We start from the raw sequence: 25734 nt of genomic DNA on the forward strand, positions 1-25734 counted from the left end.
GGACAGTAATAGGATTACACACGAGAGGTTTTAACAATGGCTATTGGTCTAGTCGGTCGTAAAGTAGGAATGACTCGCGTCTTCCAAGAAGACGGCGCTTCTGTACCTGTTACTGTGATCGAAGTGACAGCAAACCGTGTGACTCAGGTGAAAACTGAGGAAACTGACGGTTACCGCGCGCTTCAAGTGACTGCAGGTACAAAAAAAGCAAACCGCGTTACTAAACCACTTGCTGGTCACTTCGCGAAAGCGGGTGTCGAAGCAGGTCGCGGTCTCTGGGAATTCCGCCTAGAGAACGGTGAAGGTGATGATTATGCAGTGGGTTCAGAAATCACTGTAGAAATTTTTGCGGACACCAAAAAAGTAGACGTTACCGGTACCTCTAAAGGTAAAGGTTTCCAAGGTGCTGTTAAGCGCTGGAATTTCCGTACTCAAGACGCTACCCATGGTAACTCGTTGTCGCATCGTGCGCCGGGTTCTATCGGTCAGAACCAGTCTCCGGGTCGGGTATTCAAGGGCAAAAAGATGGCAGGTCAGATGGGTAACAAGCAAATTACCGTACAAACGCTTGACGTAGTACGCGTAGACGCAGAGCGTGGCTTGTTGCTGATTCGTGGTGCTGTCCCTGGTGCTATTGGCGGCGATGTAATCGTTAAGCCAGCAGTCAAGGCAAAGGCGTAACGTCTGAGGAGAATGGTGATGGAATTAACATTAAAAGACGCAAAAGGCGCTCTTGAAGTTTCCGAAGCTACCTTTGGACGTGAGTTCAACGAAGCTCTGATTCATCAGGTAGTCGTTGCTTATGCTGCAGGCGCTCGTCAGGGCACCAAGGCACAAAAGACGCGTTCTGAAGTATCTGGCGGTGGCAAAAAGCCATGGCGTCAGAAAGGTACTGGCCGTGCTCGCGCAGGTACTATCCGCAGCCCAATTTGGCGCTCTGGTGGTACGACGTTTGCAGCGAAACCACGCAGCCACGACCAAAAAGTAAATAAGAAAATGTACCGCGGTGCAATGAAAAGCATCTTGTCTGAACTTGTTCGTCAAGATCGTTTAATCGTGGTAGAGAAGTTTGGTGTTGATTCACCAAAAACTAAAGCATTAGCAGCTCAGCTTAAGTCAATGGATTTGAACGACGTTCTTATCGTGACTAAAGAAGTGGAAGAGAATTTGTTCTTAGCCGCACGCAACTTGCATAAAGTTGACGTTCGCGATGTTCAAGGTCTTGACCCAGTAAGCCTGATTGCTTTTGAAAAAGTTTTGATGACTGCTGACGCAGTGAAGCAAATCGAGGAGGTATTATCATGATGCGCGAAGAACGTTTGCTGACTGTAATTCTTGCTCCTCACGTTTCTGAGAAGTCTACTACGACTGCAGAAACAGCTAACACTGTCGTGTTCAAAGTAGCGAAAGACGCAACTAAACCTCAAATTAAAGCAGCGGTAGAAAAGTTGTTTGAAGTTGAAGTTGAAGGCGTTCGCACTGTGAACGTAAAAGGCAAAACCAAACGTACCGGCGCTCGCTTCGGTAAGCGCAGCGACTGGAAAAAAGCGTATGTCACACTGAAAGAAGGTGCGGACATCGACTTCGTCGGCGGCGCTGAGTAACAGGAGGAATTCACATGGCATTAGTTAAGTGTAAGCCTACGTCTCCAGGTCGTCGCCACGTCGTTAAAGTGGTTAACGAAGACCTGTACAAAGGTAAGCCTTACGCCCCATTGTTGGATAAAAACAACAAGAAAGGTGGTCGTAATAACAATGGTCGCATTACAGTTCGTCACATTGGCGGTGGTCACAAGCATCACTACCGTATGGTCGACTTTAAACGCGATAAAGACGGCATCCCAGCGAAAGTTGAGCGTTTGGAATATGATCCAAACCGTTCAGCGAACATCGCTTTGATTCTGTATGCAGATGGCGAACGTCGCTACATTCTTGCTCCAAAAGGCATGAAGGCTGGTGATAAAGTAGCTTCTGGTTCAGATGCACCGATCAAAAGCGGTAACACACTGCCACTGCGTAACATTCCAGTGGGTTCAGTAATACACGCTATCGAAATGAAGCCTGGTAAAGGTGCTCAGCTGGCTCGTTCAGCTGGTGCGTCAGTACAGCTTCTAGCTCGTGACGGCGCGTACGTTACTGTACGTCTGCGTTCTGGCGAAATGCGCCGAATTCAGTCGGACTGCCGTGCAACCATCGGTGAAGTAGGCAACGCAGAACACATGCTGCGTCAATTGGGTAAAGCCGGTGCAACGCGCTGGCGTGGTGTTCGTCCTACCGTTCGCGGTGTGGCAATGAACCCAGTTGATCACCCACATGGTGGTGGTGAAGGTCGTACTTCAGGTGGTCGTCATCCGGTTACCCCATGGGGTACTCCGACTAAGGGTTATAAGACCCGTAAGAACAAGCGTACAGATAAGTTCATCGTACGTCGTCGCAACAAATAAGAGTTGAGGATCTAACATGCCACGTTCTCTTAAAAAAGGTCCATTTATAGACCTTCACCTACTTAACAAGGTGGAGAAAGCGTTGGAAGCCGGGGACAAAAAGCCAATTAAAACTTGGTCCCGTCGTTCAATGATTATCCCTGATATGATCGGCTTAACAATCGCTGTTCATAATGGTCGCCAGCACGTGCCAGTTTTCGTTTCTGACGAAATGATTGGTCACAAGCTTGGTGAATTCGCACCAACACGCACTTATCGTGGCCACGCCGCTGATAAGAAAGCGAAGAAACGCTAAGGGAGACATGAGATGGAAGCTATTGCTATTCACAAGTTTGCCAAGCTTTCTGCGCAAAAAGGGCGTTTGGTAGCGGATCAGATTCGCGGTTTACCAGTAGCGAAAGCGCTGGACGTTTTGAACTACAGCCCTAAAGACGCAGCATTGCTGTTGAAAAAGGTGTTGGAGTCAGCGATTGCGAATGCTGAACACAACGAAGGTGCCGACATCGACGAGTTAAAAGTTGCTAAAATCATGGTAGACGAAGGTCCAACCATGAAACGCATCAAGCCTCGTGCGAAAGGTCGTGCTGATCGTATCTTAAAGCGTACCAGCCACATTACTGTGGTTGTATCAGATAGCTAGGAGATAAAATTATGGGTCAGAAAGTACATCCTAATGGTATTCGCCTAGGTATCACCAAACCATGGAATTCAACCTGGTTCGCGAATACGAAAGATTTTGCTGATAACCTGCACAGTGATCATTTGGTTCGTAAGATGTTGAACGAAAAATTGGCCAGCGCGTCAGTTTCTCGCATCGTCATCGAGCGTCCTGCCAAGAGCATCCGCGTGACTATCCACACAGCCCGTCCAGGCGTTGTGATTGGTAAGAAAGGCGAAGACGTTGAGAAATTGCGTCAAGCAGTTTCAAAACTGACTGGTGTTCCTGCGCAAATCAACATCTCAGAAGTGCGCAAGCCTGAGCTTGACTCACAACTGGTTGCTGAAAATATCGCTGGCCAGCTAGTGCGCCGTGTAATGTTCCGTCGTGCTATGAAGCGCGCGGTTCAGAACGCAATGCGTCTTGGCGCCAAAGGTATCAAAGTAGAAGTTAGCGGCCGTTTAGGCGGCGCGGAAATCGCACGTACCGAATGGTACCGTGAAGGTCGAGTTCCATTGCACACATTGCGTGCAGACATCGATTATTCAACCGCTGAAGCTAACACCACTTACGGTATCATTGGTATCAAAGTATGGATCTTCAAAGGCGAAGTTCTTGGCGGTATGCCTGTTGCTGAGGAAAAACCAGCAGCTCCAGCAAAACGCCCTAAAGGCCGTAAGTAAGGAGATACGATATGTTACAACCAAAGCGTACTAAATTCCGTAAGGTACACAAGGGCCGTAACCGCGGCCTGGCGCAAGCAGGTAACAAAGTCAGCTTCGGTACTTTCGGTTTAAAATCGGTTGAGCGCGGTCGTATGACAGCTCGCCAAATCGAAGCGGCTCGTCGTGCCATGACGCGTCACGTGAAACGTCAAGGTAAGATCTGGATCCGCGTGTTCCCTGATAAGCCAATTACTCAAAAGCCTCTTGAAGTGCGTATGGGTAAAGGTAAAGGTAGCGTGGAATACTGGGTAGCTCAAATTCAGCCAGGTCGTGTCCTGTATGAAATGGACGGTGTTTCGGAAGAGTTGGCGCGTGAAGCGTTTGACCTTGCGGCACGTAAGCTGCCATTCAAAACCACCTTTGTAACTCGGACGGTGATGTAATGAAAGCTAGCGAACTGAAAGAAAAAACCGTTGAGCAGCTGCAAGAAGAATTGCTGGGTTTGCGTCGTGAGCAGTTTAATCTGCGCATGCAAGCAGCAACTGGTCAGCTGAATCAAACCCACATGTTGAAGCAAGTGCGTCGTGATATCGCACGTGTGAAGACTATTCTGACTGAGAAGGCAGGTGCGTAATGGCTGAAGAAAAACGTGTTCGTACTCTGCAAGGTCGTGTAACCAGCGATAAGATGGACAAGTCCATCACTGTTGCGGTAACTCGCCGTGTTAAACATCCGGTATATGGTAAGTACATTACCCGTACCACGAAATTGCACGCACACGACGAAAACAATGAGTGTAAAACTGGCGATACCGTGATTGTTCGCGAGACGCGCCCAGTATCCAAGACTAAGACTTGGGCACTTGTTGAAATTGTAGAGCGCGCATTAGTAATCTAACCGATTACCAATAAACGTGTAATATAAACGGCTTCCTTCGGGAGGCCGTTTTTTTTTGCAGGCAGGAAAAAGCAGTAAAGTATGGTTATACTGGGTAGGAGTTTTTCAATTCAGCCAAGGAGATACGATGACCGACATCCGAGAGCCGGCCCGTTTAAATCCCCCAGTATTCTTCAGTGCAGCAGGTCTAATTGTTGCAATTCTTTTGTTCGCTGCCATTGCTCCAGAAACAGCGGACTCCTGGTTTCAGACTATTCAGTCAGCCATAATTGAGAACGGCAGTTGGTTTTACGTACTTGCGGTCGCAATAATTCTCCTTAGTGTTTTGTACCTCGGATTTTCCCGTATGGGTACAATTAAGCTCGGCCCTGACCATTCGGAGCCGGACTATTCAAATTTATCTTGGTTCTCGATGTTGTTTTCAGCAGGCATGGGAATCGGGTTGATGTTCTTCGGTGTTGCTGAGCCTGTTATGCATTTTCTAGCGCCTCCAGTTGGCGACCCCGGCTCGGTTGAGGCAGCCCGGGAAGCGATGAAGATAACCTTCTTTCACTGGGGGCTTCATGCGTGGGCAATTTATGCAATTGTGGCGCTAATTCTTGCTTTTTTTGCCTACCGTCATGGGCTGCCATTAACCCTGCGTTCAGCACTTTATCCCATGATCGGTGACCGAATTTACGGGCCTATCGGTAATGTTGTGGATGTTTTTGCAGTTATAGGAACAGTATTCGGTGTGGCCACGTCGCTGGGCTATGGTGTCACCCAAATTAATGCCGGTATTAATTACCTGTTTGATGTACCGGTATCAGATACGGTTCAGGTGTTACTCATTGTTGGTGTCACTTTACTGGCTGTTATCTCAGTAACGACCGGGTTGGATAAAGGTATCCGCCGGTTGTCAGAGCTGAATATGATACTCGCAATTATATTGCTCGTTATCGTATTGATATTGGGGCCAACTGTGTTCTTACTGCAGGCTTTCGTGCAAAACACAGGCTCTTACGTTTCTGAACTAGTCAACAATACCTTTAATCTATTTGCCTACGAAAAAACCGACTGGATTGGCGGTTGGACAGTTTTCTATTGGGGCTGGTGGTTAAGTTGGGCACCATTTGTAGGGTTGTTTATTGCGCGCGTTTCGCGCGGTCGCACCATTCGAGAGTTTGTACTTGGTGTGCTGCTGGTGCCTACAGGCTTTACTCTCATGTGGATGACCTTCTTCGGTAACTCGGCCATTGATATGATCCTTAATAAGGGAGTAACGTCACTGGGCGAAATGGTCCAAAACGATGTATCAATCGCACTATTCGCTTTTCTGGAACAATTTCCCTGGAGCGGAGTGCTAAGCGTTATTGCTACGTTGATGGTCGTGGTTTTCTTTGTCACCTCGTCGGATTCGGGGTCAATGGTTGTGGATATGCTGTGCTCCAATGGTCGCGATGATACGCCTGCTTGGCAGCGTATTTTTTGGGCGAGTGGGGAAGGTATTGTCGCCATTGTGCTGCTGCTTGCTGGTGGGTTAGGTGCGCTGCAGACAATGACGATAGCCAGTGCACTTCCATTTACCGTGATTCTACTCATTGCTACTTACGGGTTGATCCGTGCCTTACGCGTTGATGTTCATAAAAAAGATACCTTACAAAATAACTATCTGACAGCGTCAGCATCGAGCAATAAGAACTGGCGCGAGCGGTTACACAATATTATAGACTTTCCAAGTCAGTCGGTTGGCCAGCGCTTTTTATTGCAAGTTGTGGAGCCTGCATTTGCCGAGGTAGCGAAGGAAATGGAAGCCAGTGGTTTAACCGTCCAGCTACAAGGCGACGATAAGAATATTAAAATATTCCGCGTTATCCATGGTGATGAAATTGACTTTATTTACCATGTTCAGTTGTCTTCTCATATTCAGCCAGCGTTTGTTTTCTCGGAAACTGATGCAGACCCAACGGATGCACCAGAAGAGCAAAAATACTATCGGGCAGAGGTTCATTTACGCGAAGGTGGTCAAGACTACGACATTCTTGGTTGGTCACGCGATGCTGTGATTGGCGACATTATTGATCACTATCACAAGCACATGCATTTCTTGCATGTACTACGTTAAGGAGTTGACTATGAAGCTTAAAATCATAGCGGTATCGGTCGCGGCTGCATTAATAGTGCCAACTGCGTTAGCTCAAAATGCCGAGCGCAGCAGTGCAGAGGAGCTGCAGCAACTCCTCAACCAGATTGAACAGCTGAAGCAACGTGTGCTCGACCTTGAGCAGCGCGTTGCGCAGGAACAAACCGCATCGGAGTCAGCCAATCAAGAGCAGGAAGAAGCGTTTGCGCCGCGTCGCGAAGTCAAAAACTCGGCGCTGGCGGCACGCGTTGAGCGTTTAGAAGAAGATTTAGAGAATGCTGAGAATGATCCGATTCGAATCGGTGGAGCGGTTCGCACACAGTATGTTTGGGAGGATTATAACGACCCGATAAAAGATCGCGGCGGTGACTTTGATTTTGATTTAATCCGCATTGATTACAGCGGCGAAATAGGTGATGTAGTGTTGTCAGCGCAGTATCGCTGGTTCCAATACATGGACGTTGTGCAGCACGCATGGGTTGGCTACAACTTCACAGACAACTGGCAGGGCCAACTTGGCGTCACCAAGGTACCATTTGGCAATACGCCTTATAATTCGAACAGTTATTTCTTTAGTTCTAATTTCTACGTTGGGCTTGAGGATGACCATGATATGGGCGCCAAAATGCGCTATCGCGATGCCGACTGGGATTTCGATATTGCCTTTTTCAAGTCCGATGAACTCGGTGGTGCGGATGGCTTAGCGACCAATAAATCAGACCGCTATGCATACGATGCTGTCGGACTTCGTGTCGCCGGTGAGGGCATCTATGATGACCCCGCTGCGCTAGCTGCGGAAACCAACAGTTGGGCATTACGTGGCGTTCGAAAATGGACCCTAGACGAACTCAGTTCGGCAGAATTCGGCGCGTCATTGCAATGGGGTGATATGAACGATGGCATTGATAATGTCGGCGAACGTTCAGCTTGGGCGCTGCATGGGCTTTATAATTATGATCGCTGGACATTTATGGGACAGGTGTCCCAGTACGACTACGACATGGATGTACCGGATATAGGTATTGTTGTTGGCGCCTACAACTACTTTGATACGATACCGAGCAAGGCAACACTTTATACGGCGAATATTGCATACAGCATGCCAGTAAAATGGGGCCCTGTGACCAACTTAACGTTTTACAATGATTTCAGTTTGATGACAGATAAACGCTTGTATACCGAAGATACGATAATGAATGTGCTTGGTTTTGCGGTCGCGGCGGGGGGGCTATATACTTATTTTGACTTGGTAACCGCCAGAAATCAGCCGTTTGTAGGTGGCTCTATGAGTGGTGATGCGAAAGACACCAACACGCGATTCAACATCAATATAGGCTATTATTTTTAAGTAAAAATGAGTACAGTGGCCTTATTCAAACAGTTGTTTAAGTTGAGGTCACTGTGCCAATGAAATACCCCCATTTATTTCAGCCACTTGATTTAGGTTTTACCCAACTCAAGAACCGTGTGCTTATGGGTTCAATGCACACTGGTTTAGAAGAAGAAAAAAACGGTTTCGATAAGTTGGCGGCTTTTTACGCCGAGCGCGCCAAAGGTGGCGTTGGACTTATCGTGACGGGTGGCATTAGCCCGAATTTTCGCGGACGCGTCAGCCCCTTCGGTAGTGAACTCAGCAGACCTTGGCATGTTGCGAAGCATCGTAAAGTAACTGAGGCGGTGCACGCAAATGGCGGCAAAATATGTATGCAAATTCTGCATACGGGGCGGTACGCATACCACCCGTTTTCTGTCGCACCAAGTAAAATCAAAGCGCCAATTAACCCTTTTAAACCAAAAGCAATGAGCGAACGCCAAATTCTTACGACCATTCGCCATTTCGCACGTGCCGCAAAATTAGCTCAAAAAGCCGGCTACGATGGTGTTGAAGTCATGGGCTCTGAGGGCTATTTAATCAATCAGTTTATTTGCCCAAGAACCAACAAACGCACTGATAGATGGGGTGGTTCGTTTGAAAATCGCAGCCGCTTAGCACTAGAAATTATCAAGGCGATTCGTGCCGCGGTTGGTGAAAAATTCATTATTGTTTACCGGTTGTCGATGCTCGATTTGGTGCCAGAAGGCAACACCTATGATGAAGTGATCGCGCTAGGTAAAGCAGTTGAAAAGGCTGGTGTGACTATTATAAATAGCGGTATTGGTTGGCACGAAGCACGTGTACCGACCATCGTCACTTCAGTGCCACGCGCTGCATTTAGTTGGATTACGGCCAAAGTACGCAAAGAACTGTCGATTCCAGTGGTAGCGGTGAACCGAATTAATACGCCAGAAGTTGCCGAAAAAATACTCGCCGATGAAGAAGCCGATATGGTTTCGATGGCTCGGCCGTTGCTGGCGGATGCCAACTTCGTTAATAAAGCTGAGCGCGACCAAGCGGATAGAATCAATACCTGTATTGCTTGTAATCAGGCGTGTCTCGACCATGTGTTTGAAAACAAACGTGCCAGCTGTTTGGTTAATCCACAGGCATGTTATGAAAGCGAGTTAGTGTTTACTCCGGCCCAGCAGCCGAAAAAGATTGCTGTGGTTGGTGCTGGGCCAGCAGGGCTCGAGTTTGCGTGCCGTGCCGCAGAGCGCGGCCATGAAGTGCATTTATTCGATGCAGCCGCAGCTATTGGCGGCCAGTTTAACTACGCCAAGCAAATTCCAGGCAAAGAAGAGTTTCATGAAACCATTCGTTACTTTAAAAACCGCCTTGTGGATTGCGGTGTGACGGTTCACCTTAACACCCGTCAGAGCGCAGCGAACTTAGTTGCCGGAGGGTTTGATGAGGTGGTTCTAGCAACAGGTGTGGTGCCGCGGCAACTCGACATTCCGGGGATAGAATCTGACAACGTGTTGGGCTATTTGGATGTGTTGCGTGATCATAAGCCGGTGGGTAAGAAAGTTGCACTTATCGGTGCCGGAGGTATCGGGTTTGATGTGGCTGAATACATCACCACAGAACACTCGCCTACATCAAATGTTCAGGAATGGTCTGAGATTTGGGGGGTTGATGAAAGTTACGAAGCGCGCGGTGGTTTGAAACCACAAGCCGAGGAGCATAGCCCGCGGGAAGTTTGGTTATTGCAACGCAAAACTTCAAAGGTAGGCGCTGGGTTGGGTAAAACTTCAGGGTGGGTGCACCGCGCCACCTTGAAGAAAAAAGGCGTAGAAATGATAGCCGGGGTGAGCTACAAACGCGTTACTGAACATGGACTCTGGATAGAGATTGACGGCAAGGAACAGTTGCTCGAAGTAGACACTATTGTGGTCTGCGCTGGGCAGGTACCACAACGTGAGTTGTTCCATGATCTTGAGCAGCAGGGCGTATCTGTTCACTTGATAGGTGGTGCTGATGTAGCAGCCGAGCTTGATGCCAAACGCGCGATTCGTCAGGGCGCAGAACTTGCAGCAGCCATTTGATATGACACAGCAATACGATTTACATTGTCACAGCTACTATTCCGACGGCGCACTAAGCCCAGCGGACTTGGTGAGCCGCGCCCATGAATTCGGCGTCAGCCATTTGGCATTAACTGATCACGATTCAATTGCCGGATTAACTGAGGCACGAGACGCGATAAGCGCGCAAAACATCCCGTTAACGCTCATTTCTGGCACCGAAATAACTTGCCGCTGGCAGCAGTTTGAGGTGCATTTGGTTGCACTCAATTTTGATGAGCAGGCGCCAAGTATTGTTGAGTTATTAAGTGTGCAACAGCAGCGTCGCCGAGAGCGTTATCAAGCAATGGTTGCGAAGCTTCACAATGCGGGTATTGATGTGCAGCCGCCGTTGGCGCAAGCGATGACAATGCCAACCCGAAAACATCTAGCCGATGCGTTAGTAGAAGGTGGCTGGGTGAATTCATTCGAGACAGCATTTCGGCGTTATCTCGGTAAAGGGCAGCAGGCTTACATTGCGACCGAGTGGGTTTCGTTAGCTGATGCTGCTGCCAGCGTAAAAGCTGCTGGTGGCGTTAGCGTTATTGCGCACCCGCATGCCTATCAGTTGAGCAACAAGTGGCTGCGACGATTACTGCATGAGGCAAAAGCAGCGGACGTAGATGGTGTTGAAGTTGCAATTGGTACACAAGCACCTGGCCAACGCGAAGCATTGGCGACCTTTGCTGAAGAAATCGGCTTGCTTGCCTCTGTAGGCTCGGATTTTCATTACCCAGCCCGCTGGCGTGAATTGGGTAAAAACCTTTGTCTACCTGAGCGCTGTGTGCCAATATGGTCGAAATGGTCATAATAAGACTAGGTAACACGGGACTTTACATAGCTTTATGAGCCAATATTTCAGTATACATTCAGAAAATCCGCAAAAGCGCTTAATTCAACAAGCAGCCGAGATTATTCTAAAGGGCGGTGTTGCCGTATATCCAACAGATTCTGGTTATGCAATTGGCTGTCGTATTGGTGACAAAAATGCCATGGAACGCATTTGTCGTATTCGAAATATCGATAAAGATCATAACTTTACGCTGATGTGTCGCGATCTCTCTGAATTATCTATCTATGCGCGAGTCGACAATCCAGCTTTTCGCTTATTAAAAAACAACACGCCTGGTGCATATACATTTATTCTAAAAGGTACTAAAGAGGTACCACGTCGCTTGCTGAATCCTAAGCGCAAAACAATTGGTATTCGTGTGTCTGATGATCCAATTGTAATGGCCTTACTCGAAGCTTTGGGAGAGCCATTAATGTCAACCAGCTTGATTCTGGATGACAATGAATTCGCAGAATCAGACCCGAATGAAATTCGCGAAAGATTAGAGCGCCAAGTCGATTTAATCATCGATGGCGAGCACCGTGCTGAAGAGCAAACCACCATCATTGACCTCGCGGATGATGTTGTAAAAGTAGCACGGCAAGGGGCTGGGGACGTTTCACCTTTTGTGGATCAGTAACCTACATGAGCTCGGCTGACGCAAATACCCCACAACAACAATCACTGCCACTTGGCTTTGTTCGTGGTGAACCGGTCATTGATAAACCTGAAGACCTTTATATTCCGCCTGATGCACTTGAACTTATCTTAGAAAGCTTTTCGGGGCCGATGGATCTGCTGCTGTACCTGATTCGTCGACAAAAACTCGACATTGTTGATTTGCCGATTTTACCGATTACACGCCAGTACATGGAATACGTTGAGATGATGAAAGATCTCAAACTTGAGTTGGCGGCCGATTATCTGGTTATGGCGGCAATGTTAGCCGAAATAAAAAGTCGTATGTTATTACCACGCCCGCCTGCTGAAGATGACGAAGAGCACGACCCACGCGCAGAGTTGGTGCGACGGTTGCAAGAATATGAATCAATCAGACAGGGTGCCCAACATTTTGATGCGATGCCGCAAACAGGACGGGATAATTTCGTTGCGCAAGCCATGACCGACGCGCAAGAACTTATTGAACAACACTTACCTGACGTCGCTTTAGCGGAGTTAGCGCTAGCATTTAGCCAGGCGTTAGCGCACGCAAAATTACAAAACCACCATCAAGTGCAACGGGAGAAATTATCCACACGTGAGCGCATGAGCCGCATCTTGGATTTATTGCAAACCAGCCAGCGATTGCGATTCGCGGATATTTTTGAACCCAGTGAGGGTAAAGCGGGTGTTGTTGTTAGCTTTTTGGCTATTTTAGAACTGGTGAAAGAAGCGTTGATTGAAGTGGTTCAAGTTGACGCTTTTAGTGAGATTCATGTCACGAACCGTGAGCAAATTTATGCAGACTCCACAACTTAAACAAGCGATTGAAGCACTCCTCTTTGTTGCTGAGCAGCCATTAACTGAAACGCAGTTATTTGAGCATTTTAGCGAGGAAAGCATTAGCCGTAAGCAACTCAAAGAAGTTCTGAGCGAGTTACAAAGTGATTACCAAGAGCGTGGTGTTCAATTAACCTTAGTAGCCTCAGGCTATCGATTTCAGACGCGCGCGGAATTGGGTGGTATAATAAGCCGCTTGTGGCAAGAAAAGCCGCCACGTTATTCGCAGGCGTTACTTGAAACCCTTGCATTAATTGCCTATCGCCAGCCGATAACACGGGGTGATATTGAAGAAATTCGTGGTGTAAGCGTAAGCTCGAACATTATGAAGACGTTGCAAGAACGTGGTTGGATAAAAGTGGTTGGGCACCGTGAAGTACCCGGGCGCCCGCAGCTTTACGCGACAACAAATGAGTTTTTGGATTATTTTAGTTTACAAGATTTATCTGAATTACCGGCTATTCCTGAGGCGCCTGAAAAGGTTTCACTGAAAGGGGCGGCCGTTCAAACAACCGCTGAGACAGCGACAAATACAGAGTAATACCCATGAGTGAAAAGTTACAAAAAGTACTAGCCCGGTCAGGTCATGGCTCTCGCCGCGAACTTGAGACAATGATTGCGGCTGGTCGCGTGAGCGTGAATGGTCAAGTTGCCAGTTTAGGTGAACGAATTGACAGCAATGCGGTGGTTCGAATTGACGGCCGCGAAGCCAGTATTAAACAGCCCGAAGATGTGGTGTGCCGAGTACTGATGTACCACAAACCGGAAGGTGAACTTTGCACGCGTAAAGATCCGGAAGGGCGACCGACTGTTTACGATCGCTTACCACGCATGCAAGGCTCACGATGGGTTGCTGTTGGCCGACTTGATGTGAACACATCAGGTTTGCTGTTGTTCACCACCGACGGCGAACTTGCAAACCGCTTAATGCATCCCGGTCATGAAATTGAGCGTGAATACTCGGTCCGCATATTTGGTGAAGTGACGGACGAGATGATGCGCAAACTGAAGCAGGGTGTGCAGCTCGAAGATGGTCCAGCATCATTTAAAGAAATTAAACGTGGCGGTGGCGAAGGCATGAACCAATGGTTTCGCGTCATGTTAACTGAGGGGCGCAATCGAGAAGTTCGTCGCTTGTGGGAATCCCAAGGGGTTCAGGTTAGCCGTTTGATTCGTGTTCGTTACGGAAATATCAAGCTTGAGCAAGGTCTGCCGCAAAGTGGTTGGGGTGAACTGCCGATTAAAGAAATCAATTACCTGCGCGAGCTTGTTGGCTTGCCGGCGGAAACGCGAACGTTCGTTGATCCACGCCAAGGAGAGTCACGACAAAAACGTTATTCACGTGCTCGTCGTGTGAACGCGCAAAAACTGCAGCAACGTGGCCATAATACGCCAGCTGTAGAGCAAGAGCAGGCTGCAACCGGAAAGCCCGATCCACGTAAGACAAATGACCAGTCGCGCTCGAAGTCGCGTAAACCAGGTGACCGTGAGCGGCCGGGTTCGCGGGCTACAGACCAACGTAAGCCGAGTGAACGTAAACCGACGACACGTAAGCCGAAAGAACGCAAAGCAACTGGGCGCAAACGCACGCGCACATGAGCCTAATCGCTGACTGGCGCTTAGCCGGGCCGCTGCTTAGTTTATGGCCGTTTAGAGATGATGTTTGGCGTGAGCAGGGAAAACCTGCTCAACGTCAGCTCATCGAATTCTGGGAAATGCTTTCACCGCACTATCCTATGCTTATAGGCGTGCATCCAGATCAGTTCACATCGGTGCGCAAACAACTTCCTGATTCAGTAAAAACACTTTCTTTGTCGTACAACGATGCGTGGCCTCGCGATATCGGGCCGCTATGGTGCCAAACAAAGCGTGATCAGGTTACGGCGCATAGTTTTGCCTTTTCGGCGTGGCATGGGCTTTATCCAAATTGTGAGGATGACCAAGCGTTTGCTGCAGCATTGGCAGATCGACTGCAGGTGCCATGTGAAACCCATAACTTTGTCTTTGAAGGTGGAGCTGTCGCAACGGACGGCCAAGGCACTGCGATTGTGCATGGGGTAAGTGTAGCTCGAAACAATAGCCGCCTATCTCGCATCGAACAGCTTCAGCAGATAAGCCAGCCATTAGGGCTTAAGCAAATTTATTGGCTTGATTTCGCGAACCCAGCGGATGAAACGGGCGGGCATACGGACAACCAGGTTCAATTTCTTAATGAAGAGACGCTTGTTGTGAGTATGCCCAGTGTGCCGGGGGAGCTGTTCAACGCATATCAGCGACAGCTTGAGCAAGTAAGTGCGTGGCGGGACATACAAGGGCGCCCATATAACGTGGTGGTGTTGCCGCAGCCAGAGCCAATTGTTCCAGATATTAATGAATTTACTTCTGTGCGGCGTGTGCACGGTGTTTTTGAGCGTGGAAAGGCGCCGATGCTGGCAAGCTACGTAAATTTTGTGCGTGTTGGGAATTGCGTTGTGGTGCCTCAATTCGGTTTGGATAGCGATTACGAGGCAGTTCGAACCTTGCAAACTGCGGCACCAAAGCTGCATATAATTGCCGCACCCGCCGACGAATTTATGAAGGCGGGCGGCGCACTGCACTGTATGACGTTGCCGCTACCAGCTGCGGCCAACAACTTACTCTAGTTGATAGGTCACCTGCACCTGAGCTCGTATTTTATTGGTACCTGGCAAACTCACATCCGCCGCTTGTTGCATACGCATCGTCGCTTCATAACGCACCGGTGTTTGACTACTTTCCTGAATTTGTAGCACTTCAACCACGGCGCTGTTGGCAGCACGTGCCATTTTGTCGGCTTTTTCCCGTGCATTGACAACGGCTTGTTCGAGCACTTGTTGGTACAGGGCTTCGGTTTCGCTTACCAAAAATTCAGAGTTAAGAATATGCGTTGCACCAACCTCAAGCGCCTGATTGATTATCGCATCGTAGTTTGACACTTGGCGAAGCAGCACACTGACCTGACGGGTCGCGGTATAGCCGCGTTGAAGTCGTTCACCATCTTTATAGTCGTAACGCGGCGAAGCATTAATTTGATAGGACCTGATGTCCCGATCATCAATTTGCTGCTCGCGCAAAAATGTTATGATCGCAGCTGTGACGGTATCAATTTGTTGCTTGAGTAAGGTTAGGTCCTGCCCCTCGCGATTGATACTTAAATTAATGCTTACTTGGTCGGGTTCAACCTCAAGTTCGGCATGACTCGAAACCGTCAGCGTGCGAGGTTCTTGAGTTATTGGTTGGCAAGCAGCTAAAGTTAAGCAACCGATTAGCAGAATTGACATTTTACGAACAGTCATAACACCTCCATGGGGTGAATGTAAGTAGGTGCAAATGGAACAAGAAAACACTATACAGCAAGCGGAGGAGGTTGTGGTACGCCTCCTTGCGCGTCGAGAACACAGTGCTCACGAATTGCACCAAAAACTACAGCAACGAGGCTTTGACCACCGTACCATAGACTTGGTTCTTAAAAAGGCACAAGAACATGGTTGGCAGTCGGATGAACGCTTTGCCCATGTGTGGGTTCGAACGTGTATAGCACGCGGTGACGGGCTAAGGAAAATATCTGCTCAAGCTCCCCAAAAAGGTATCCCCGCAGAGCTAATTGAGCTGGTTTTAAAGCACGAACAACCTGACTGGAATGAGGCCTGTTATCAACGGTTGATTAGAAAGTTTGGCGAAATGCCAGCAGTTGATAGGAAGCAACGCGATAAAATCATGCGTCATTTATTACAACGTGGGTTTAGTTTCGATGTGATAAATCATGCGCTTGAACGCCAAGCTAAAGCCTTTGCAGACTAGTCGTCGTGATTCTTTCATGGTAGCATTTTGCCCTATCTTTAGTCATAAACTAACCCCAAACGTCGTAGGAAGTAGTCCATGCAAATGACCAGTGCGGAAATTCGTGAAGCGTTTCTCGCGTTCTTCGCTGAGAAGGGCCATCAACGGGTTCCATCAGCATCTTTAATCCCTGGCAATGATCCAACCTTGCTGTTTACCAACGCAGGTATGGTGCCGTTTAAAGATGTGTTTTTAGGTGATGAACAACGTGATTACAGCCGTGCGACGTCATCTCAGCGCTGCTTGAGAGCAGGCGGGAAGCATAACGATCTTGAAAATGTAGGTTACACCGCGCGCCACCACACGTTTTTTGAAATGTTGGGTAATTTTAGTTTTGGCGATTATTTTAAGCGCGAAGCGATTCAATATGCCTGGGAATATCTGACAGACGTGTTGAAGTTACCGAAAGAAAAACTGTGGGTAACTGTGTTCACTGAAGACGACGAAGCATACGACATTTGGGCTAAAGAAATCGGTGTGCCGACCGACCGTATTTCACGTATTGGAGCAAAAGATAACTTTTGGGCAATGGGTGACACTGGGCCGTGTGGGCCATGCTCTGAAATTTTCTATGATCACGGCGAAGAAATCTGGGGCGGCCCACCGGGAACACCAGAAGAGGACGGTGATCGTTACATTGAAATCTGGAATCTAGTATTCATGCAATACAACCGCCAGGCCGATGGTACGTTGCTACCATTACCAAAGCCTTCGGTTGATACCGGTATGGGTTTAGAGCGGATTGCTGCTGTATTGCAACATGTACACAGCAACTATGAAATTGACCTATTTCAAGCACTGATCAAATCAGCCGCAAGCATTATTGGAACCGATGATTTAGATAATAAGTCGCTACGCGTCATTGCTGATCATATTCGTTCATGCAGCTTCTTAATTGCTGACGGGGTGCAACCTTCGAATGAGGGCCGCGGTTATGTATTGCGCCGCATTATCCGCCGTGCTGTGCGACATGGCAGCATGCTAGGTGCACGAGGCACCTTCTTCCATAAGCTTGTGGCCAGCTTGGTTGAACAAATGGGTGACGCTTATCCCGAACTTAAAGATAAACAGAAAGTTATTGAACAAGCGCTACAAAGAGAAGAAGAACAGTTTGGTAAAACGCTTGAGCGCGGCCTAAATATTTTGAATGAAGCGCTCACAGAGCTCGACGGCACAGTGCTTCCAGGTGAGTTGGTGTTTAAGCTGTATGACACCTTTGGTTTTCCGATGGACCTTACCGCTGACATGGCGCGCGAGAAAGGTTTAACCATTGACGAGACTGGGTTTAATGAAGCGATGGAAGCGCAACGCCAACGTGCTCAACAAGCATCGAATTTTGGTGTTGATTACAACGAGCGTTTAAAGTCGAACCAGAAGTCTGAATTTTTGGGTTACTCCGATGTTACGGGCGAAAGTGAAATTGTCGAATTATTTGCCAATGGTGAAGCTGTTTCAGAGTTGCCTGCGGAAAGTAAAGGCATCGTGGTGCTAACCCGCACGCCATTTTATGCTGAAAGTGGCGGACAAATTGGTGATACCGGCAAATTGATTGTGAATGGTGGTGAATTTGTAGTTGAAGACACCCAATATATCGGTAAGGCAATTGCTCACCATGGGCAAGCAGCTGCGACACTTAAAGTCGGTGACAAGGTGGCCGCTCATGTTGATTCTCACCGTCGTGAAGCTGTTAAGCGAAACCATTCAGCAACGCACTTATTGCATGCTGCATTACGTAACCTTTTGGGGGAGCATGTTACTCAGAAGGGCTCACTGGTAACAGCCGAACGTTTGCGTTTTGACTTCTCACATTTCGAATCCGTAACAGCCGAGCAACTTGATGCGATAGAGCGTCAAGTGAATGAAGAAATTTATAACAATCTTCAAGTAAGTGCGGCGGTAATGCCAATTGAGGACGCGAAAAAAGCGGGTGCAATGGCCTTATTTGGTGAGAAATATGACGATGAGGTTCGCGTGTTGCGTATGGGTGATTTCTCCATGGAACTTTGTGGTGGTACTCACGTGCAACAGACTGGCGACATTGGTGCTTTTCGCATAATTTCTGAAGCGGGTATTGCTTCAGGCGTGCGCAGAATTGAAGCCGTTACTGGCGCGGGTGCTGTACAGTTTACCTTGCAACAGCAACAACAACTCCGTCACGCAGCCAGCCTGCTTAAAACCGATGCAATGCACGTGGCTGAGCGGGTGCAACAACAAATTGATCGTAGTCGTCAGCTTGAACGTACTATAGATGAATTAAGTCAGAAAATTGCTGCACAAGCGGGCTCCGACTTAATTGGTAATGCGTTAGATATCCATGGTGTAAAAGTAGTAATCGCTGAGGTTGCTGGTGTTGAAGCCAAAGCTTTGCGAAGCATGGTTGATGATTTAAAAAACCAACTGCAGTCTGGTGTTGTTGTGTTAGGACTCGCTACGGAAGATAAAGTCAGCTTGATTGTCGGTGTAACGAACGATCTCACCAGTCGCGTTAAAGCGGGCGAGGTTGTTAATGTAGCAGCGGCAGAAGTTGGCGGTAAAGGTGGTGGCCGACCTGATTTAGCGCAAGCCGGCGGCGCAGACCCAACCAAGTTGGACCATGCACTCAGTGCAGCTAAAACGAAGTTGGAAGCATTATTGCGGTAGATAGCGCGATGGTACGGTTAGTTTGGATGATGTGCGGGTGTACTGACAGCAGTTCCTTGTTAGAATGTCCGTGCTTATTCGGGTTTCGGTGAATAAGTGCGCAATAAAGTGGTGATTGTTATAACAATTGTGATATATTCATTGAGGCGAAAAATAACAGGCTGATGGTGCGGGAATGATCTATACTGAACCGCATGGGACACAGAAGTAGGGAAGGAGTAGGCTAATGTTGATCTTAACCCGCAGAGTGGGTGAGACCTTGATGATAGGCGATGAGGTCACAGTCACTGTATTGGGTGTAAAAGGGAATCAGGTGCGTATCGGGGTAAATGCACCAAAAGATGTCTCTGTTCACCGTGAAGAAATTTACATGCGTATTCAAGCTGAGCACCAAGACAGCGAGAAACCAGAAGACAAAGAATGATTTTACAAAAAAAGCTGACCCGACGAGGTCGGCTTTTTTGATTTAAGCGGGCGTTAAGCGAAGTTACCTATTTAGCTTATTTATCTCAAAATGGACGGTTGTGCCGGAATTTTGTCCGAGATGTTTAAAATTCCCACAAACAAACACCAATTTCCAAAAAATCGTTTGACATATTTTTCAAGGTCGCTAGAATTCATCGCCACAAGTAAGCGGTGAGGTGGCCGAGAGGCTGAAGGCGCTCCCCTGCTAAGGGAGTATAGGGTTTGTAGCTCTATCGAGGGTTCGAATCCCTCCCTCACCGCCATTTGTCAACAACGCACTCGTAGCTCAATTGGATAGAGTACTCGGCTACGAACCGAGCGGTTGGAGGTTCAAGTCCTCCCGAGTGCGCCATTTGTTGACAATAACACCGGATATACGCACTCGTAGCTCAATTGGATAGAGTACTCGGCTACGAACCGAGCGGTTGGAGGTTCAAGTCCTCCCGAGTGCGCCACTTCTTGAAATACCCCTTTGAGTTCTATCGTTTTTATTTATACCCTCTATTTTTCAGCTAAACCCTCCAGCTAAATTAGTTGTGTTATCCTTATGTTCATTTAGGATTAAAAATAAACAACTACTTAGCAGGCGGTTTATGACAGATCTATTCTCAGAAGCCTTCACAATTATGGTAACCGGGATGGTTACCGTGTTCGCTTTTCTTTCTCTATTGCTTGGTGCAATGGCATTGTTGCGGCTTATCGCCGATGCCCCTGAGCCAGCGGTAGGTGGCAGTTCATCGGCACAGGAACCCACGCCTGCCCAACTCGCCGCTATAACCGCTGCAATTCATCAGTATCGCCGCAAATAAACCATTCAAAAATAAGTAAGGAGCGCTTGAATGACAAAGAAGCCACTGCAACTCACTGAACTCGTATTACGCGACGCCCATCAATCGTTATTAGCAACACGGATGCGTTTAGACGACATGCTTCCGATTGCTGAGCAGCTCGATAGCATGGGCTACTGGTCAATGGAGTCATGGGGCGGTGCGACCTTCGACGCCTGCATTCGTTATTTAGGGGAAGACCCTTGGGAGCGCATTCGAGAACTAAAAAAAGCGATGCCCAAAACGCCACAACAAATGCTCCTGCGGGGACAAAATTTATTAGGTTATCGTCATTATGGTGACGATGTGGTGCGCCGGTTTGTGGAACGTGCCAGAGAGAATGGCGTTGATGTTTTTCGTATTTTTGATGCGATGAATGATGTCCGTAACCTTAAAACCGCAATTAAAGCCGCGAAAGAAGTCGACGGCCATGCGCAAGGCACGATGTCTTACACGGTGAGCCCAGTTCACACTTTAGACAAGTGGTTAGACATGGCGAAGGAACTGGAGGCGTTAGGGTGCGATTCATTGTGTATAAAAGACATGGCTGGCTTATTACGCCCGGAGCCGGCTTTTGAATTGATTAGTGCGTTAAAGAAAACCGTAGATATACCGATTGCCATGCAATGTCATGCAACCACAGGTTTAAGCACTGCCACCTATCAAAAAGCAATTGATGCTGGTATCGACATGCTCGATACCGCAATTTCGTCAATGAGTATGACCTATGGGCACTCAGCAACCGAAACCATTGTGGCAATGACTGAGGGAACCGAACGTGACACCGGGCTCGAGCTGGAAAAGTTAGAGAAAATTGCGAGTTATTTTCGTGAAGTTCGTAAAAAATATGCACAATTTGAAGGTTCACTGAAAGGTATTGACGCACGTATTCTGATTGCACAGGTGCCAGGCGGAATGTTGACCAATATGGAAGGGCAACTCAAGGAACAAGGGGCACTGGATAAGTTTGAAGAAGTTCTGCAAGAGATTCCGCGCGTGCGTGAAGATCTTGGCTTTATTCCGTTAGTTACCCCAACCTCGCAAATTGTAGGCACACAAGCGGTGTTGAATGTGCTCAGTGGCGAGCGTTACAAATCTATTTCAAAAGAAACCCGCGGTGTATTGCGTGGTGAATATGGTGCAACCGCAGCGCCGGTCAATAAAGAACTGCAGCAGCGCGTATTGGATGGTGATGAACCAATTACAGTGCGTCCTGCTGACTTGCTCGACAATGAACTGGATAGTCTGACCAAAGAACTCAAGCAAAAAGCGAAAGATGAAGGTATCGAATTAGCGAAAAGCGAAGTCGATGACGTATTAACCTATGCATTGTTCCCGCAAATTGGTTTGAAGTTTTTGAAAAACCGTGGAAATCCGGATGCCTTTGAGCCCGTTCCTACCGGACAAGAAAATGAAGCGGAACCAACCTCGAACACAGCTTCTGGCGTAAGTGAGTCGAGTGGTTCAGGTGTCTATGATGTCAAAGTGGACGGTAAGTTATTTACTGTTGAAGTGGCGCCGTCTGGACAAATTGTTTCAGCAAAAACTGATGCGTCAGCCGCAAAACCTTCGTCAGCTGGATCAGGTCACGAAGTCAAGGCGCCGCTAGCAGGCAATGTTTTCAAGGTTCAGGTTAAGCAAGGACAATCGGTCAAGGCCGGAGACGTGCTAATTATTCTTGAAGCCATGAAGATGGAAACCGATATTAAAGCCGAACACGATGGCGTTGTCGCAGCGTTACAAACCAAAGAAGGTGATAGCGTGAATGTAGGTGACGTTTTGCTGAACTTGGAGTAGTTGCACATGGACCGTTTGATACTGCTTTGGGAGAGCACCGCCATTGCTGCGTTCACTTGGGGTGAGGCTGTAATGATGCTCGTTGGAGCGCTACTGCTCTATTTAGCCATTCATAAAAAGTTCGAACCGTTATTATTGTTGCCGATTGGCTTCGGCGCTATTCTTGCGAACATTCCGCAAGCAGGCTTCACGGATCCGGGTGGTCTGCTCTATTACGTTTATTACGTTGGTATTGAAACGGGTGTTTTTCCGCTGCTGATATTTATGGGTGTAGGCGCCATGACGGATTTTGGCCCACTACTTGCAAATCCTCGAACATTGTTACTGGGTGCGGCCGCCCAATTTGGGATTTTTGCGACATTGCTCGGTGCGATTGCCTTGAACTCCATACCAGGGTTTGAATTTAGCATGGCGGATGCATCAGCCATCGCGATTATTGGTGGTGCCGACGGTCCGACAGCAATATTCCTTGCGTCAAAATTAAGCCCTGACTTACTCGGAGCTATTGCTGTTGCAGCCTATTCTTATATGGCGTTAGTGCCAATAATTCAACCGCCAATCATGAAGTTGTTAACTACAAAAGCTGAACGCGGAATTCAAATGGAGCAATTGCGTCCAGTGGGGCGTAAGGAAAAAATTCTATTTCCGCTGGCAGTGCTATTTCTGACTCTTCTGTTTTTACCAACAGCAACACCATTGGTTGGTATGTTTTGTCTTGGTAATTTGATGCGTGAAGCGGGTGTTGTTGACCGCTTAAGTAAGACAGCACAGAACGAACTAATCAATATTGTGACGATATTTCTCGGTTTGGCGGTTGGTTCAAAACTCTCTTCAGGCGAGTTTTTATCGCTACAAACTTTGGGCATTCTTGGTTTGGGTGCTGTTGCGTTCGGTATCGGCACGGCATCGGGCGTATTAATGGCAAAAGTCATGGCCAAATTCAGCAAGCAACCAATCAATCCGCTAATTGGTGCCGCAGGCGTTTCAGCTGTACCTATGGCGGCTCGCGTGGTGAACAAAGTTGGGCTTGAGGCTAATCCGCAAAATTTCCTATTAATGCATGCGATGGGGCCGAATGTGGCTGGTGTGCTGGGGAGTGCCGTTGCGGCGGGTATTTTATTAGCCTTAGTTGGCTAACTCTGCGCACGCCATAAGTGGGTAATAATGGTTAACCGGGCTTAACGTCCGGTTAGCCAAAGCAGCACAGTATAAGCCACTGCAACAAACACGCTGAATGCTGCAATGTAGATAAAACCTTTCAGCCCTTGGCGCATGCTCCAGCCGTTTAATCGAAGATATACAAACCAGAGAACGCTTAGTATCAGCGGAATTAAAAATAGAAATCTCGTCATTATTGCTTCCCTGTGGTGTGTTGGCGTTGTTGCCAGAGAACCAGATCGGCGACAGCTTGCCGAGCCTGCTCCAGCATTGGGTCAAGTCGCGTAATATGGTCGGCAACTTCATCCACTGCGCCGCTCGCCATGCTTTTTTCAAGTTGCGCAGCGATATTTGATAACTTGAGTAGCCCCAAGTTTGCCGCTGCCCCCTTCAATGAGTGGAAGAAACGCTTTGCTTGGTCGTGCTGACCTTTTGAAAGAAACTCAACGATTTGCTGCGGCGCATGGTGATAGTCACTATACAAGCGTTCTATTAAACTTTGATATAATGCTACGTTGTGCCCAAGACGATCCAGCGCATTATCGAAATCAATGTCACTATGATTGGGGTAGTTTCGAGCTACAGCTGGTTTGTTGTGCACGGATACCGCCGAAGTTTGCTCACGTTGATAATCGCCGCGCACACACCACTTCTCGAGCGCTTGAATGAGCACCTGTTCATCAATAGGTTTACTGATATGGTCTTGCATACCTGCACTGTGCGAACGCTCGATGTCGTCACTACTGCTGTTTGCTGTCATCGCAATGATAGGCAATTGCTGGTAGGAATAATGCCCACGTATTTTTTCGGCTGCGGTAAGACCATCCATGACCGGCATCTGAATATCCATCAACACTAAGGCATAATGTTTTGCCAACACCATAGCGAGCGCTTCTTCGCCATTGCGCGCTACATCGACTTGCATGCCTGCATGTTGCAGCATTTCTCGTGCGATGATCTGATTGATGTCATTGTCTTCAACCAATAAAACGGGTGCACTGCAAATCTCTTTTAAGCGGTTATTACTTGGCATTGCTTGTCTATTAGTACTGATCGAAAGCGCCGAGCAGAGCACCCGAACCAACGCCGAACTGGTATAGGGTTTAACAATATAGTCAGCGACCCCAATCGACTGCGCCTGCTCAATCATGTCTTTAGCGTGATAATTGGTTGCGAGTATCAGTTTCGGCGAAGCTGTGTCCTGCTTCGAGAGTACTTCCTGACAGAACTCCAACCCGCTGATACCAGGTAGTTGCCAGTCTACAATTGCGGCATCGAAAGGTTGCTGGTCAAGCTGTTTCAGGCCTTCCTCGGCAGTGCGGCAGGTTTGTATATCAACATTGTAGCTGCGTAATAATTCAGTCAGCATTTCACGCGTAGTTAAGTTATCTTCAATGGCCAAAACGCGTTTGTTCTGTAAGCGCTTGATCAGTGCGTCACGGTTCGACAAGTCTTGATTCTGTTGAATCGGTAACCGCAGTTCGAGAAAGAAAGTTGAGCCCTGCCCAACGCTACTGGTGACGCCTAAGCCGTGCTTATTCATGATTTTTACAATACGCTGACTGATGGCGAGACCCAAGCCGGTGCCACCGAATTTCCGAGTGGTGGAGGTGTCGGCCTGCGTGAAGGCATCAAATAGACGAGCTCGTTGTGCTTCGTCCATACCGATACCCGTATCCGTTACTGAAAGGCGCAGAAATACATCGGCGTCATCGACATCCAATAATGTAACCGAAACAACAATTTCACCATCTTCAGTGAATTTGATGGCGTTACTGACTAGGTTTACCAACACCTGATTAAGCCGCAGCGGGTCACCAATGAGTCGTGTTGGAATGTTGGTTGGCAAGTTAATGATAAACTCTAAGTTTTTGTCGTATGCACGATAGGCAAACATGTCAGCAAGGTTGGCCAAAACCTCTTCAAGGTCAAACGGAATCGCCTCTATACTGAGCTTGCCAGCCTCTATCTTGGCAAAATCGAGCATGTCGTTGACAATTCCCAGTAAGATTCGTGATGAACTTTCAATAGACTTTAAGTAGCTGCGCTGTTGTTCGTCGAGATTGGTTTTTAGGGTGAGCTGCGTCATCCCTAAAATAGCATTGATTGGCGTACGAATTTCGTGACTTACATTGGCGAGAAATTCACTTTTTGTTTGATTTGCAGCAGCTGCAGCTTTAATTTCTTTTTCGCGCGCAGCCATAGTCATAGACTTAGCCGTGGCGATATCGTCTGGGTTCAACCGACGATATATTCTATAGAATAGTTCTGCCAAGCCTTTTCGCAGTTGCATGGATTGCCTCAAGACCAATATGAGATAGTCATTTAATTGTCTATCATGCCATGCAAGTAGTGTTTAGCCAATGCTAAACACTGATCGACTAACATGGACTAAAAGGTTATAAACCAGTAATATTTCGCGATAACCAAT

General features: G+C 47.9%; 28 protein-coding genes and 3 tRNA genes. 28 read left to right on the plus strand and 3 right to left on the minus strand.

The features are described 5' to 3' along the window. Positions 1 to 36 precede the first annotated feature (36 nt). The 19 genes from rplC to ACN0UY_RS00480 all read left to right on the plus strand — a co-directional run bounded on the left by rplC (position 37) and on the right by ACN0UY_RS00480 (position 15200). Entirely contained in the window at positions 37 to 681 is a 645-nt protein-coding gene (rplC, locus tag ACN0UY_RS00390; RefSeq protein ID WP_128352021.1) for a 50S ribosomal protein L3, read from the plus strand. Between the two features lie 18 nt (positions 682 to 699). Next, entirely contained in the window at positions 700 to 1305 is a 606-nt protein-coding gene (rplD, locus tag ACN0UY_RS00395; RefSeq protein WP_128352020.1) for a 50S ribosomal protein L4, read from the plus strand. Beyond that, positions 1302 to 1604, plus strand: coding sequence for a 50S ribosomal protein L23 (gene rplW / locus ACN0UY_RS00400; RefSeq protein ID WP_055438604.1), 303 nt, complete (start codon positions 1302 to 1304; stop codon positions 1602 to 1604). The genes rplD and rplW overlap by 4 nt, the downstream gene beginning before the upstream one ends. Positions 1605 to 1618: 14 nt before the next feature. Continuing rightward, positions 1619 to 2443 (plus strand): 50S ribosomal protein L2, encoded by an 825-nt coding sequence (gene rplB, locus ACN0UY_RS00405; RefSeq protein WP_128352019.1) that lies wholly within the window; start codon positions 1619 to 1621, stop codon positions 2441 to 2443. A 16-nt stretch (positions 2444 to 2459) separates the two neighbouring features. Next, entirely contained in the window at positions 2460 to 2738 is a 279-nt protein-coding gene (rpsS, locus tag ACN0UY_RS00410; RefSeq protein ID WP_026860408.1) for a 30S ribosomal protein S19, read from the plus strand. A 12-nt stretch (positions 2739 to 2750) separates the two neighbouring features. Then, positions 2751 to 3083 carry a 50S ribosomal protein L22 gene (rplV, locus tag ACN0UY_RS00415; RefSeq protein WP_128352018.1) on the plus strand — a complete coding sequence of 111 codons (333 nt, stop codon included), beginning with the start codon at positions 2751 to 2753 and terminating at the stop codon, positions 3081 to 3083. An 11-nt stretch (positions 3084 to 3094) separates the two neighbouring features. Beyond that, on the plus strand, positions 3095 to 3784 hold the full coding sequence (gene rpsC / locus ACN0UY_RS00420) for a 30S ribosomal protein S3 (protein WP_128352017.1): 690 nt from the start codon (positions 3095 to 3097) through the stop codon (positions 3782 to 3784). An 11-nt stretch (positions 3785 to 3795) separates the two neighbouring features. Next, positions 3796 to 4209, plus strand: a complete 414-nt coding sequence (gene rplP, locus ACN0UY_RS00425; protein WP_092854205.1) for a 50S ribosomal protein L16 — start codon at positions 3796 to 3798, stop codon at positions 4207 to 4209. Continuing rightward, positions 4209 to 4400, plus strand: a complete 192-nt coding sequence (gene rpmC, locus ACN0UY_RS00430) for a 50S ribosomal protein L29 (protein ID WP_128352016.1) — start codon at positions 4209 to 4211, stop codon at positions 4398 to 4400. Before rplP ends, rpmC begins: the two co-directional genes overlap by 1 nt. After that, on the plus strand, positions 4400 to 4663 hold the full coding sequence (rpsQ, locus tag ACN0UY_RS00435) for a 30S ribosomal protein S17 (RefSeq protein ID WP_128352015.1): 264 nt from the start codon (positions 4400 to 4402) through the stop codon (positions 4661 to 4663). The genes rpmC and rpsQ overlap by 1 nt, the downstream gene beginning before the upstream one ends. A gap of 127 nt (positions 4664 to 4790) precedes the next feature. Further along, complete coding sequence (locus tag ACN0UY_RS00440; RefSeq protein WP_417664865.1) at positions 4791 to 6767, plus strand: BCCT family transporter; 1977 nt, start codon at positions 4791 to 4793, stop codon at positions 6765 to 6767. A 10-nt stretch (positions 6768 to 6777) separates the two neighbouring features. Beyond that, entirely contained in the window at positions 6778 to 8133 is a 1356-nt protein-coding gene (locus tag ACN0UY_RS00445) for a carbohydrate porin (protein ID WP_417664866.1), read from the plus strand. 59 nt (positions 8134 to 8192) lie between these two features. Next, positions 8193 to 10208 carry an FAD-dependent oxidoreductase gene (locus ACN0UY_RS00450; protein ID WP_417664867.1) on the plus strand — a complete coding sequence of 672 codons (2016 nt, stop codon included), beginning with the start codon at positions 8193 to 8195 and terminating at the stop codon, positions 10206 to 10208. A 1-nt stretch (position 10209) separates the two neighbouring features. Further along, positions 10210 to 11037 (plus strand): PHP domain-containing protein, encoded by an 828-nt coding sequence (locus ACN0UY_RS00455; protein WP_417664868.1) that lies wholly within the window; start codon positions 10210 to 10212, stop codon positions 11035 to 11037. 34 nt (positions 11038 to 11071) lie between these two features. Continuing rightward, complete coding sequence (locus tag ACN0UY_RS00460) at positions 11072 to 11698, plus strand: L-threonylcarbamoyladenylate synthase (RefSeq protein ID WP_417664869.1); 627 nt, start codon at positions 11072 to 11074, stop codon at positions 11696 to 11698. 5 nt (positions 11699 to 11703) lie between these two features. Next, positions 11704 to 12537 (plus strand): segregation and condensation protein A, encoded by an 834-nt coding sequence (locus ACN0UY_RS00465; RefSeq protein WP_417664870.1) that lies wholly within the window; start codon positions 11704 to 11706, stop codon positions 12535 to 12537. After that, complete coding sequence (gene scpB / locus ACN0UY_RS00470; RefSeq protein WP_417664871.1) at positions 12518 to 13099, plus strand: SMC-Scp complex subunit ScpB; 582 nt, start codon at positions 12518 to 12520, stop codon at positions 13097 to 13099. The genes ACN0UY_RS00465 and scpB overlap by 20 nt, the downstream gene beginning before the upstream one ends. A gap of 5 nt (positions 13100 to 13104) precedes the next feature. Continuing rightward, positions 13105 to 14157, plus strand: coding sequence for a 23S rRNA pseudouridine(2605) synthase RluB (gene rluB / locus ACN0UY_RS00475; protein ID WP_417664872.1), 1053 nt, complete (start codon positions 13105 to 13107; stop codon positions 14155 to 14157). Continuing rightward, positions 14154 to 15200: an agmatine deiminase family protein gene (locus ACN0UY_RS00480; protein ID WP_417664873.1), complete on the plus strand. Its 1047-nt coding sequence runs from the start codon at positions 14154 to 14156 to the stop codon at positions 15198 to 15200. The genes rluB and ACN0UY_RS00480 overlap by 4 nt, the downstream gene beginning before the upstream one ends. Here the strand turns inward: ACN0UY_RS00480 and ACN0UY_RS00485 are convergent. Continuing rightward, the gene (locus tag ACN0UY_RS00485; protein WP_417664874.1) at positions 15192 to 15872 is read right to left on the minus strand and encodes an SIMPL domain-containing protein; all 681 of its coding nucleotides are present in this window, start codon (positions 15870 to 15872) and stop codon (positions 15192 to 15194) included. The two genes, ACN0UY_RS00480 and ACN0UY_RS00485, sit on opposite strands and share 9 nt — an antisense overlap. Before the next feature lie 34 nt (positions 15873 to 15906). Here ACN0UY_RS00485 and ACN0UY_RS00490 point away from each other — a divergent pair, with 34 nt between their 5' ends. The 9 genes from ACN0UY_RS00490 to ACN0UY_RS00530 all read left to right on the plus strand — a co-directional run bounded on the left by ACN0UY_RS00490 (position 15907) and on the right by ACN0UY_RS00530 (position 23282). Continuing rightward, a complete protein-coding gene (locus ACN0UY_RS00490; RefSeq protein ID WP_417664875.1) occupies positions 15907 to 16377 on the plus strand; it encodes a regulatory protein RecX in 471 nt (156 codons plus the stop codon). Positions 16378 to 16455: 78 nt separating this feature from the next. After that, positions 16456 to 19056 (plus strand): alanine--tRNA ligase, encoded by a 2601-nt coding sequence (gene alaS / locus ACN0UY_RS00495; protein WP_417664876.1) that lies wholly within the window; start codon positions 16456 to 16458, stop codon positions 19054 to 19056. 226 nt (positions 19057 to 19282) lie between these two features. Then, on the plus strand, positions 19283 to 19480 hold the full coding sequence (gene csrA / locus ACN0UY_RS00500; protein ID WP_128352003.1) for a carbon storage regulator CsrA: 198 nt from the start codon (positions 19283 to 19285) through the stop codon (positions 19478 to 19480). Between the two features lie 211 nt (positions 19481 to 19691). Further along, positions 19692 to 19784 (plus strand) — tRNA-Ser (locus ACN0UY_RS00505). A gap of 12 nt (positions 19785 to 19796) precedes the next feature. Continuing rightward, positions 19797 to 19873 (plus strand) — tRNA-Arg (locus tag ACN0UY_RS00510). A 26-nt stretch (positions 19874 to 19899) separates the two neighbouring features. After that, positions 19900 to 19976: transfer RNA gene (locus ACN0UY_RS00515), tRNA-Arg, on the plus strand. A gap of 138 nt (positions 19977 to 20114) precedes the next feature. Beyond that, positions 20115 to 20330, plus strand: coding sequence for an OadG family protein (locus ACN0UY_RS00520; RefSeq protein ID WP_417664877.1), 216 nt, complete (start codon positions 20115 to 20117; stop codon positions 20328 to 20330). 30 nt (positions 20331 to 20360) lie between these two features. After that, positions 20361 to 22145, plus strand: a complete 1785-nt coding sequence (oadA, locus tag ACN0UY_RS00525; protein WP_417664878.1) for a sodium-extruding oxaloacetate decarboxylase subunit alpha — start codon at positions 20361 to 20363, stop codon at positions 22143 to 22145. A gap of 6 nt (positions 22146 to 22151) precedes the next feature. Next, on the plus strand, positions 22152 to 23282 hold the full coding sequence (locus tag ACN0UY_RS00530) for a sodium ion-translocating decarboxylase subunit beta (RefSeq protein WP_128352000.1): 1131 nt from the start codon (positions 22152 to 22154) through the stop codon (positions 23280 to 23282). A gap of 41 nt (positions 23283 to 23323) precedes the next feature. Here ACN0UY_RS00530 and ACN0UY_RS00535 read toward each other — a convergent pair whose 3' ends face one another. Both ACN0UY_RS00535 and ACN0UY_RS00540 read right to left on the minus strand, forming a co-directional pair. Then, entirely contained in the window at positions 23324 to 23497 is a 174-nt protein-coding gene (locus ACN0UY_RS00535) for a hypothetical protein (protein ID WP_417664879.1), read from the minus strand. Next, positions 23497 to 25596, minus strand: a complete 2100-nt coding sequence (locus ACN0UY_RS00540) for a response regulator (protein ID WP_417664880.1) — start codon at positions 25594 to 25596, stop codon at positions 23497 to 23499. Before ACN0UY_RS00540 ends, ACN0UY_RS00535 begins: the two co-directional genes overlap by 1 nt. Positions 25597 to 25734 lie beyond the last annotated feature (138 nt).

Origin of the sequence: Pseudidiomarina sp. (genome assembly GCF_048268165.1) — a bacterium.
Taxonomy (GTDB): Bacteria; Pseudomonadota; Gammaproteobacteria; order Enterobacterales; family Alteromonadaceae; genus Pseudidiomarina.